Source organism: Methylophaga sp. UBA1464, assembly GCF_002325665.1.
Lineage (GTDB): Bacteria > Pseudomonadota > Gammaproteobacteria > Nitrosococcales > Methylophagaceae > Methylophaga.
On record NZ_DCSO01000093.1, the window covers coordinates 22,183 to 33,187 of the forward strand.

The 11,005-nt window shown below is 45.4% G+C and carries 11 protein-coding genes and 1 pseudogene; 8 read left to right on the forward strand and 4 right to left on the reverse strand.

What is annotated here, in order from left to right; all coding sequences use genetic code 11:
- Both B3O33_RS12640 and B3O33_RS12645 read left to right on the forward strand, forming a co-directional pair.
- A pseudogene (locus B3O33_RS12640) lies at nt 1-444 on the forward strand (gliding motility protein GldG); the annotation flags it as partial.
- A 54-nt stretch (nt 445-498) separates the two neighbouring features.
- Nucleotides 499-1,608, forward strand: a complete 1,110-nt coding sequence (locus B3O33_RS12645; RefSeq protein WP_292362072.1) for a DUF4340 domain-containing protein — start codon at nt 499-501, stop codon at nt 1,606-1,608.
- A 65-nt stretch (nt 1,609-1,673) separates the two neighbouring features.
- On the opposite strand, the gene B3O33_RS12650 is transcribed toward B3O33_RS12645, so the two are convergent.
- Nucleotides 1,674-2,621 carry a chemotaxis protein CheV gene (locus B3O33_RS12650; protein WP_292362073.1) on the reverse strand — a complete coding sequence of 316 codons (948 nt, stop codon included), beginning with the start codon at nt 2,619-2,621 and terminating at the stop codon, nt 1,674-1,676.
- 128 nt (nt 2,622-2,749) lie between these two features.
- On the opposite strand from B3O33_RS12650, the gene flgA reads away from it, so the two are divergent.
- From flgA to B3O33_RS12665, 3 genes are all read left to right on the forward strand, one after another.
- Nucleotides 2,750-3,454, forward strand: a complete 705-nt coding sequence (flgA, locus tag B3O33_RS12655; protein WP_292362074.1) for a flagellar basal body P-ring formation chaperone FlgA — start codon at nt 2,750-2,752, stop codon at nt 3,452-3,454.
- 89 nt (nt 3,455-3,543) lie between these two features.
- A complete protein-coding gene (gene flgM / locus B3O33_RS12660) occupies nt 3,544-3,858 on the forward strand; it encodes a flagellar biosynthesis anti-sigma factor FlgM (RefSeq protein WP_292362075.1) in 315 nt (104 codons plus the stop codon).
- Between the two features lie 17 nt (nt 3,859-3,875).
- Nucleotides 3,876-4,364 (forward strand): flagella synthesis protein FlgN, encoded by a 489-nt coding sequence (locus B3O33_RS12665; RefSeq protein ID WP_292362076.1) that lies wholly within the window; start codon nt 3,876-3,878, stop codon nt 4,362-4,364.
- Nucleotides 4,365-4,455: 91 nt separating this feature from the next.
- On the opposite strand, the gene hemH is transcribed toward B3O33_RS12665, so the two are convergent.
- Nucleotides 4,456-5,469: a ferrochelatase gene (hemH, locus tag B3O33_RS12670; RefSeq protein WP_292362077.1), complete on the reverse strand. Its 1,014-nt coding sequence runs from the start codon at nt 5,467-5,469 to the stop codon at nt 4,456-4,458.
- An 8-nt stretch (nt 5,470-5,477) separates the two neighbouring features.
- Complete coding sequence (locus B3O33_RS12675) at nt 5,478-6,392, reverse strand: TIGR01777 family oxidoreductase (protein WP_292362078.1); 915 nt, start codon at nt 6,390-6,392, stop codon at nt 5,478-5,480.
- A 111-nt stretch (nt 6,393-6,503) separates the two neighbouring features.
- Here B3O33_RS12675 and B3O33_RS12680 point away from each other — a divergent pair, with 111 nt between their 5' ends.
- The 3 genes from B3O33_RS12680 (at nt 6,504) to B3O33_RS12690 (ending at nt 9,614) form a co-directional block, all read left to right on the forward strand.
- Nucleotides 6,504-7,448: a YbgA family protein gene (locus B3O33_RS12680; protein ID WP_292362079.1), complete on the forward strand. Its 945-nt coding sequence runs from the start codon at nt 6,504-6,506 to the stop codon at nt 7,446-7,448.
- Between the two features lie 173 nt (nt 7,449-7,621).
- On the forward strand, nt 7,622-8,611 hold the full coding sequence (locus B3O33_RS12685) for a histone deacetylase family protein (RefSeq protein ID WP_292362080.1): 990 nt from the start codon (nt 7,622-7,624) through the stop codon (nt 8,609-8,611).
- A 109-nt stretch (nt 8,612-8,720) separates the two neighbouring features.
- Nucleotides 8,721-9,614, forward strand: coding sequence for a crotonase/enoyl-CoA hydratase family protein (locus B3O33_RS12690; RefSeq protein ID WP_292362081.1), 894 nt, complete (start codon nt 8,721-8,723; stop codon nt 9,612-9,614).
- Here the strand turns inward: B3O33_RS12690 and B3O33_RS12695 are convergent.
- A partial coding sequence (locus tag B3O33_RS12695) for a response regulator (protein ID WP_292363759.1) occupies nt 9,611-11,005 on the reverse strand: 1,395 nt, incomplete at its 5' end. The genes B3O33_RS12690 and B3O33_RS12695 overlap by 4 nt on opposite strands.

Genomic DNA, 11,005 nt, shown 5'->3' on the forward strand with positions numbered 1-11,005 from the left:
CATAACGCTATTGAAGAATTGACTGGCTCGGAAGGGCTTATCAGTGTCCGCTCCCGTACCGGTTTTACCCGTCCATTCGTTCGGGTTGAAGCCTTGCAGCGTGAAGCCGAAAGACTTTACCGGGCCAAAGAGCGTGAGCTGGAAAATAAATTACAGCAAACCCGTCAGCGTATTGCTCGTATGCAGGTGGATCGTTCTGCCACTGGCGAACAAATAACGACACCGGAGCAGCAGAAAGAAATTGCTGAATTCAGAGCAATTGCCGACCGTACCGAATTAGAATTGCGGGCGGTAAAAGGTAACCTGCGTAAAGATATCGATCAGTTGGAAGCATTGATCAAGTTTATCAATATTGGTTTGATACCCATCATTGTGGCGATACTGGCACTGATTACCGGATGGTTGAGGGTGCGTAAGCGTTCACGTGGCCGTTTCCAATCGTAAATTCTGCATCCGTCATACGACGGATGTATCAAATTGAACAGACAGGTTTTACAGATGCTGAAAAAACTAAATAGCCTTTCCATACTCACTATCATCACTGCAGTGATGGTCGTTTGGATGTTGATAACCATTTATAAAGCAGAGGATACCAGCGATGATTTTTCATTGTTGTTTCCAGAATTGTTTGAACAGCTCAGCGATGTGAATAAAATCACTTTCCACAGCGAAAGAGATGAATTTACGCTGACTCGACAAGGAAAAGGTTGGTTTATAAAGGATTATCATAATTACCCGGCTGATCAGGCTTTGGTCAGAAGAATGCTGGTGGATATGGCCGATGCCCGTATTCTTGAGCAGAAAACCGATGATCCTGATTTGTATCCGGTATTGGGGGTTGAAGGCGCTGAAAATGACGGCAGTTCTTTTGTCATTAATTTATACAACGATGAGCAGGAAATTGTTGGTTTGATTCTGGGGCAACCCCGCGATTTGAGTTCTGAATCGGCCGGTCCGCAACAATTTTATGTCCGCCGTGACGGAGATGAACGCAGCTATCTGGCTGAAGGTTACTTTCAATTCAGTCCGATGATGTTGAACTGGATTGATGGACAGATCGTCGATATTGCACGTGAGCGGATTGCCAGAGTAGATATTATTCAGCCAAATGGTGACACTGCTACTTTGGTTAACCTGGGCCAGAAAGATAAATTTGGTACACCGGAGAGTCGTGAAAACACTGTCTTCAGATATGAGCAGCTTGGTTACGATATTGCCGGTTCGCTGTACCAGATGCGTCTGGAAGATGTTCAGCCGGCCAGTGATTTTTCCCGAGGTAATGCTGAAGTCGTTCGGGCAGAGTTTTTAAGCTACGATGGTTTAAAAGTGATCGCCGAGACTTCCTTTAATGACGGATTTTACTTCTCTACTTTCCGCGCGGAGTATGCACCTGACGAGGTTCCTGAGGTACCGGAAGCCATTGCCAGTCTGGAACAATTAAAAACTCCTGAACAAGTACAGGCAGAGGTCGCTGAAATTAATGAGAAAGCAGAACCTTGGGTATATCGTCTGGGTGGCTTTGTTGGTAACAATCTGATGCGCGCCAAAGCCGATATGGTGACCGAGCGGGATCAGGTTATTCCTATGCCGGGTGGATTTGGCCCTTAAATAAATTAAGGGACAGATTGATATAAAAAAAGCCCCGGAAGGGGCTTTTTTGTGCCTGCTCAGCCTTATTCCGCTTCAGCTTTATCCCGCCATTCTTCCAACAATTCCTGCACGGTAATGGCCAGATCATCCGGGGCAAACTTGGCAATAAATTTATCTGCACCGACTTTCTCAACCAAAGCATTGTTAAAAGTGCCGCTCATTGAAGTATGCAGCAGAATACGGATATGTTTCAGACTTGGATCCTGGCGGATAGCCGTCGTCAGGGTATAACCATCCATCTCCGGCATTTCAATATCGGAAATCAACATGGCGATATGTTTACCGACATCAATGCCTTCTGCAGCCCATTCTTTCAATTGATCTAACGCTTGTTTGCCATCATTAACAATCGTACAGCTGACACCAATCTGCTCCAAGGTACGACGAATCTGATTACGGGCAACACTGGAATCATCCGCCACCAGAATATGATGTTTGTGTTCAGCATTTGCCTGGGCGAAACGCGTAACCAAATCAGCTGAAACCGTATCATCGATTCCCAGCACTTCCGACATGACTTTTTCCACATCAATAATCTGGATCAACTCATTATCTATTTTGGTTACTGCAGTCATGTAGTGTGCTGAACCCGATGCACTAGGTGGTGGCAATATGTCTTTCCAGCTGATATTGACGATTCGATCGACTTGACTGACCAAAAACCCCTGAACATTACGGTTATATTCGGTAATGATGACAAAGTTTTCCTGAGGATTCACTACAGGACGTTTACCAATTCCCTGAGATAAGTCAAAGATGCTGATGGTTTTATCCCGGATGCGTGCCGCTCCACGGACGACGGGGTGGGAATGAGGCATTTGAGTAAGAGGCGGGCAGGCAATAGCCTCGCGCACTTTAAACACATTAATGCCATAACGTTGTGAGCCACCCAACTTAAATAATAAAAGTTCCAACCGGTTCTGACCGGCAAGTTGTGTGCGTTGGTCAATACCGTCAATCATGCTTGCCATAAAAATTCTCCTGATTACTACAAGAGTATAACGGCAGTAATGTTGATTTCTGAACCGTAAATATCGGAATGAAAGTTGCAGGCTTTGAATGTGAGTTTATTTACCGTGCTTATTGCCGGGGGAAATCGATGTATAAATTTTTAAGCAACATCAGTTTAGCGTTATGTGTCAATTTATTGACATTTTCCGTGCATGCCGACAATTTACAATCCCTGGCGGATGTAGAGCATACCGCGTTCATCTATACTCTGGCTCAGGCTCAAACACGATTTAATAATCCACAAGTCAGTGTGACACCGTTAGATAGCCGGTTGCGTTTGCAGCATTGTGAGGGGGGGCTTGAGGCTTTCAGTAATCGGGATATAACCGCTGCCGGTAACGTGACCGTTGGTGTGCGCTGCCACCAGCCTGTTGCCTGGACGGTGTATTTACCTTTGCAAATTAAGGTGATGCAACCCATGGTGGTTATTGCCCGGCCTGTTTCTGCCAACCATGTATTGACGGAACAGGATCTGCGTATTGAACAACGGGATATTGGCAATTTACGGCAGGGTTATATGGCAAATATTGCCGCTGTCGTTGGACAGCAAGCCAAATATTCATTGGGTATGGGGACCGTTATTCAAAAAAACCACTTGCGACCTCTGAACGTGGTGAAGCGTGGAGAGTCGATTGTACTGGTAGCCAGTGCGGGAACTATGGAGGTCCGTATGCAGGGAACCGCTATGGCAGATGCCGGTATAGGTGATCGTGTTCGTGTCAGAAACTTGTCTTCCGATCGAGTGGTGGAAGGAGTGGTCGATTCTCCGGGTGTGGTACGGGTTACAATGTAAAACAAAAAAACATAGATCGAATCACATTTTATTCAAGTTTATTTATTTCGATCCGCTAACAGTTACAGAACCAATATGGAGACATTTTTATGTCGGATATTAACAATATAAAACCACCCATACAGGGCGGTGGACTCAACTCGACGCGTAACGTCAATGTTGAAGATAAACGTAATGATACGGCCACTGGTCAGGTTAAATCAGGTAGCGACTCAGCTCTGGATAAGATTAGCCTGACGGCGACAGCAACCCAGTTGCAATCCTTGCAACAGGAAATTGCCGCTTTACCTGCTGTTGATGAACAGAAAGTGGCTGCTTTACGTGCCGCTATTGAAGATGGAAGTTATCAGGTTGATAACCAAAAGTTGGCACGAAACATGATTGATTTTGAAGGCAACCTATAAACTGAGGAACCTTCATCATGGCTATGTCACCCGGACAGCAATTACGCAGTGTTTTACAGTCTGAACTGAATGTTGCCACACAATTAGCCGAATTATTGGTAGCAGAGCGTGAAGCTCTCGCCTTATCTGACATTGAGACCATCAACAGCATCAATAACAAAAAACAGCCTTTGATTATGAAGCTGGAACAACATAGCCGTCAGCGTGATGCGCTGTTGATGTCATCTGGTTTTCCCGCAGGCAAACAAGGTCTGGAAGCGTTCATTGATAATCAAAGTGAAGAAGAAGCGGTTGCACTTACTCAATTGATAAAAAACTTAAAAGCTGTTGCCATAAATTGCCGGCAACGAAACCAGGTCAATGGCGGCATTGTCAGCATCAATCGGCAGTATCTGCAACGCGCTATATCGGTTCTTCGTGGCCGGGATCCCGAATCCAGTGCTTATGGACCAGGTGGTGAATATACCAGTGCTGTTGTTCGCCAGCCTCTTATCGGACGTGTCTGAATCTAGGTTCTGTTGCTCTTTCATCGCCACCACTGCTGGAGGCTGTTTTTCCGTCCAACAAGGTGGAAATGATGCGATGCAGCTTTTCTACTTAAGGCGTTTCACACCACTGCGCTAACAAGTCTACCCACACTGGGTCATCATTCAGGCATGGGATTAACGTCAATGAGCGGCCACCGGCTTCGATAAATACTTCTTCTGCACGAATAGCGATTTCTTCCAGGGTTTCCAGGCAGTCTGTAACAAATGCCGGACACATGACCAGTACATTCTTGGTGCCGTTCTGAGCCAGTTCAATCAAACGATCTTCGGTATTGGGGCCAAGCCATTTGGCTCTTCCCAATCGTGACTGAAATGCGACAGAATAGTTATCCGGGTTGAGCTGTGCTTTTTTTGCGAACGCAGCGGTGGTAGCCATTACTTGGTGCCGATAACAGGTAGCATGTGCCGCATGTGGCTGCGTACAGCAATCTGGTTGTTTTAAACAATGCTGACCACTGGGATCCCGTTTAAGGATGTGCGATTCCGGAAGACCATGGTAACTGAATAGCAAATGGTCATAGTCTTCCATTAAGTAGGGACGAGTCTGTTCAACCAGCGCGTTGATATAACCCTCTTCACGGTAAAAGGGCGATTTGACCGTTAAAGTAATATCCAGTTGATGTTCGTCAATCACCTGTTTGGCCATCTCAATACAGGTTGTTACTGTGCTGTCGGCAAAATGCGGATACAGCGGAATAAATAACACTTCTTTGATACCTTCAATCCCGGCCAGTTTTAACAGACCCGATTCAATACTGGGATTGCCATAGCGCATGGCTAATTCTACCGGCATATCGACCTGTTGTTGTACAGCTGTATGAAGTTTTTCAGATAAGGCTATCAGCGGTGACCCTGCTTCTGTCCAGACACTTTGATAAGCCTCAGCAGAGGCCTTGGGACGACTTGGTAAGACAAACAAGCTCACGATTAAACGTCGCATCAGCCAGGGTAACTGGATCACATACGGGTCCATCAAAAACTGATTCAGATAACGTCTGACTGAGGGAACATCAGGCTGATCCGGAGAGCCGAGATTAACTAATAGAACTGCACGTTGTGTCATGATAATTATTATTTTGAGTTAGAAGTGAGAACAACATCGCTTAGCGCGCTATGGATGTCAGTATAGAGAAATTCAAAGCGCTCAGCTTGTGCTTTTTCAGGAATGGCTCTTTGTCCACCGAGTAGTAAACCGGCCATCTCACCCATGGAAAGTTTGAGCGCACAAGCCGGAACCCGGAAGAAAGCAGGACGGTGCAGTGTTTCTGCCAGAGCTTCACTGAATTGTTGATTGGTTACCGGACGGGGAGCGGTGCCGTTAAAAACACCTGTAAGCCTTGGGTTTTCAGCCAGAAACAGAAAAAGCCGGCAGATATCATCGATATGAATCCAGGGCATATATTGCTGACCATCGCTTATTGGGCCACCCAATCCCATTTTGAAAGGCAAGAGCATTTTGCTCAGAAAACCACCATCAGGTGCGACAACTAATCCCGTGCGTACAATAGCGACGCGCATTCCCAGAGATTCTGCAGTTACAGCTGCATTTTCCCATTGTTCACATAATTCATGACTGAAGTCGGGTTTAAAACTGCTTTTCTCAGTCAGTACTGTATCACCCTGGTTGCCATACCAGCCTACTGCAGAACCACTGATGAAACTGTTGGGCAGACTGGAACGTTTTGACAGTTGCTGAATTAAATCCTGTGTATAAGTGACACGGCTGTCGAGAAGTTTTTGTTTACGTGTCTCGGTCCAGCGTTTATCCACAATCGGTGCACCAGCCAGATTAATCACAACATCAATAGTAGTCTCAGCGGGGAAAGCGTCAACTGATTCAGCACAGTACACCTGGGAACCAAGAATTTTTCGGGCTCGCTGGCAATTACGGCTTAACGCAAAAACGGTTTCGCCATTGTTTAAAAGTCGTTGACACAGCGCTTGGCCGATGAGTCCTGTCGCACCGGTTATTAAATAAGCCGCCATGATAAATTCCTCTTATTAATTATGATTATTGCTTGTATAGAGTCATAACAGCTGGCAAAGTTTACTAACATTCAGGATAAAACCATTTATTAACGGTTTAACGAGTATTTGATGCGGATAAAAGTCGGAATCAGCAGCTGTTTATTAGGAGAATCCGTGCGTTTTGATGGCGGACATAAACATCTGCGCCTCTGCACTGAGAGTTTGTCACGTTTCTTTGAGTTTGTGCCTGAGTGTCCTGAGGTCGGTATTGGGATGGGCATACCCCGAAAGCCAATCCGTCTGATTGGGGATGTAGAATCACCACAGGCTGTTGCTGTCCATGATGACCGTTTGAACTATACCGATAAGTTAACCGCCTTTGGGGAACAAAAAGCGCGGGAGCACAGTGATTTATGCGGCTATATTTTTATGAAGAACTCTCCCAGCTGTGGTCTTTTTCGGGTTAAGGTGTATCAGGAAAATGGTTGTCCAGCCCCTGAACCGGGAAGAGGTCTGTATGCTGATGCTTTAAAAAAAGCGCATCCATTGATGCCGATGGAAGAGTCAGGCAGATTGAATGACCCTTTGTTACGTGAGAATTTTATTACCCGCGTTTTTGCCTATCATGACTGGCAGAAACTGGTTGATAGTGGGTTAACCCACCACAAACTGATTCAATTTCATACCCGTTATAAATACACCTTAATGGCCCATTCACCCAAGGACTATGGCGAGCTGGGCCGGATGCTGGCAGATGCCGGAAAACATGACATAGACACGTTAGCAAAAAGTTATTTTTCTGAGTTAATGACCGTTTTATCGAGAATTGCGTCAAGGAAAACACATACTAATGTTTTAATGCATATTCAGGGGTATTTGAAGCAAAAGCTTTCCAGATCAGAAAAACAGGAACTGGCTGACATTATCAATCGTTATCGCACAGCGGAATTACCGCTGATTGTGCCGATTACATTGTTGAAGCACCACTTTAGTAATCACCCGGACCCCTATATAGCCGAACAGGCATATCTGCAACCCTATCCCGATGCGTTAAGCCTGAGGAATGCGATATAGATTGCAGAATTTTACAGAACCATGAATCACCTCACGAGGGCCAGGTCTCAAGATAAGCATTGAGGCATGACTGGAAAATGATCTTTTGAAGTCAGTCATATTGTGGGTGTATGGTGAAGTGTATGATTTATAAAAATGGCTGAAAGATGGCCAGCCAGTTCTGGAAACCAGATATGCAACGCAGAGATGTATTAAAGTTAGGGGTATTAGGAGCCATCAGTACCAAAACCCCGGCCGCAAGCCCAACGGCGTTAACTGGTCTGGTTATCGATCCCCGGTTCGCCGATTATCATATAATGCCTCAGCATCCTGAGTCCCCGGCAAGATATGACCGGCTGATGGATGAGCTGGAAGTCAGTGAATTGCTGTCAAACGTGACGTTGTTAAAACCCAAAGGCAATATTGATTCAGAATTACTCCTGATTCACTCAGCAACCCACATAGCGTCAATAAAGCGTCACGACCCAAAAGCACATCAGGCCGCTATGCTGGCAACGGGGGGCGTACTGGTTGCTGTTGATGCTGTCTGTAAAGGGTTACTGGATAATGTTTTTTGTGCCTCAAGACCCCCTGGACATCATGCAACCAATACCGGAAAAGAAGAGGGTTTCTGTTATTACAACCATGTCGCAATTGCCGCCCGATATGCTCAGAAACGCTATAAATTAAAGCGAATTTTAATTGTCGACTGGGATTATCATCATGGCAATGGTACTGAATGGGCTTTTTATCATGATCCTTCGGTCCTGTTTTTCTCAACGCATGATGCAGAGGCATATCCCGGTACAGGTTCTCCGGAAAAAACAGGTGGCGGCACCGGAAAAGGTTTTAATATAAATGTGCATTTGCCGTGTGGGGCCGGAGATGCAGAAATTGTTGCTGCGTTTGAAGAAAAACTTGTTCCAGCTGTGGCAAAATTCAAACCGGATTTAATCCTGATCTCAGCAGGCTTTGACAGCCGCGAGGATGACTTGCTGGGATGTTATAAAGTCACCGATCATGGTTTTATTAAACTGACACAAATTATGCTGCGATTAGCCAAACAGCATTGTGATGGCAGGCTTGTTTCGGTACTTGAAGGAGGTTATAACCTGACCGGTAATGCCAAAGCCAGTGTGGCTCATTTGAAAGCTTTGATGCAGATAGTCTCTTCCACTAACTAAAATTTGTGATTAACGGCACACTTCGTGCTAATCCTTAATTGAACCCATTTTAGTGACAGATTTCAGTCACTTGATGATTGGCAGCCCAAGCCCTTTTAAGGAGAAAATGATGAACGCTGTTGTGAAACTCAGAGACGAGAATGACGCTGGTCTTGACCAGAAACAGGGAAAGCAATATCAACATCTGAACACTTATTATGACCCAACCTACAAAATCGGCTGGTTTATGATGGATGCTGCTCCCCGCCCATGTTTTACCCCGACCCTGCTAAATGAATTATCAGATTATCTGGCAAATGTAAAAGCTGAGATGCAACAAACCAATCAGGAAAAATATGATTATCTGGTGGTTGGTTCCAGTGTTGACGGAGTATTTAATCTGGGCGGTGATTTAAATCTGTTTACTTCACTGATTGAAAAAAATGACCGTGATGCCTTGCTGGCTTATGCCATTCATTGTGTGGATATCCTTTACGACAATATGTTCCACTTTAATTGTGATCTGACTACGGTTAGTCTGATTCAGGGAGATGCCCTGGGTGGTGGTTTTGAAGCCGCCCTGTCGAGCAATATTATAATTGCCGAGCGAGGGGTCAAATTAGGTTTACCGGAAGTGTTGTTTAATCTGTTTCCGGGTATGGGAGCTTACACATTATTATCCCGTAAAGTGGGTGCTGCCAATGCGGAGAAAATGATTCTGTCCGGAGCGCTTTATACTGCTGAAGAGCTTTATGAAATGGGTGCAATCGATATTCTGGCCGAAAAAGGTGAAGGCGAACTGGCTCTGTACAAATATATTAAAGCGGCTAAAAAATCGCCAAACAGTTATAAAGCCATGTCCCGTATTAAAGATCTATGTAATACCGTGAGCTATGAAGAGCTGGTCGCGATTGCCAATGTCTGGGCTGATGCAGCATTAAACCTGACCAGCAAGGATATCCGGATGATGACGCGGCTGGTCAATCGGCAAACAGCTAAATCAACCAGCGAAGCACAGAATTAATGATCAGCTTTTTGTGAGTGCCCTTGATCTTTAAGGGCGGTCTCCAATTCGCTCAGGGTTTGATAAAAAGCGTGTTCCAGCTTTTCGGTAAGGCGTAATACCTGAACAGAGCCGATATCAAAGGGTTTGTAGGATTCTCCCTGACGGCAAAGCTCTGCAACAGTATTTGCCCCTAATTCGGATGATGAGCCTTTCAATGCATGTAAACTTTCGCGGTAGGTCAGATAATCATCGTGCGCCGCTTGACGAATCAACTGCAGATGTTTTGTCGCATCTTCTTTATAACCATCAAATAAAAGCTGTAAAAAGGCTTCTCCTCCACCTAACTGAGCTAACTCAATTAACACCTGTGGATCACACCATTTTTGCGAAGATAGCGAGGATTGATGAGCCGGTTTGCGGGTTTTAATCTGCTCCTGATTATTAAGTGCCAGGCGGGCAATCGATTCCAGCAATGAGCGGGAATCAATCGGTTTGGTCAGAAACTCATTGGCCCCGGCTTCCAGGCAGCGCTGTTTTGCCTGAGGCGTGGCATCTGCGGTTAATATGATAATCGGTATATCGTGACCGGTATCCATATAACGCATGGCACGGATAACTTCGGGTCCACTATAGTCCGGCATGTTCATGTCCAGAATCAGCATTTCAATACTGTCAATTTGTTGACTCAGAATATCCAGCGCCTGTTCACCACTACTTGCAAGTAATACCGTGTGTCCTGCATGAGACAGTATGCCCTGCAGAACCTGCTGGTTAACCAGGTTATCTTCGGCGATCAGAATATTTAAGGATTTAGCATAAGACTGAGCCGCATAATGCTCTGCCAGTGTGATGACTTTTTCATCCTGGATGGCATGATTGCTTTGGGCTGCGTGGATGGCGTTGAATAAAACCGGTTTTTCCTTAACATCATGCACAATGCAAATGAAATGATGGCGCAATCTGGGATCCCGCTTGCTGGCATCTGATGGGTTCAACAAAATCAGTGCGGTATTGGCTAACAAGGGCTCGCCATGAATCATATTGGCAAACTGGATTGGATCTATTTCATGCATGCAATCCTGATCCAGCATAACGGTTTGATACGGTATTTGATTTTCAGCCGCGCGAATCAAAGCTGAAAAAGCTTTGGCAGTACTGTCGACATGTTGGTAGTTCACCGACCACCCTTGAATAATGGGTTTCAGTAGGTCGTGCAGTGAATCGGTGCTTAAAATCAGCATAGGGCTCTCAGATAAAGTTAATTCATTTGTTTCATTGGCGGTGAAAGGCAATTCAAACCAGAACAGCGTACCTTCCCCCAGTTCACTGGATACGCCAATCTCACCACCCATCAATTCAACCAGTTCTTTGGCGATAGTTGTGCCTAAACCGGTTCCCCCCTTGTTCAG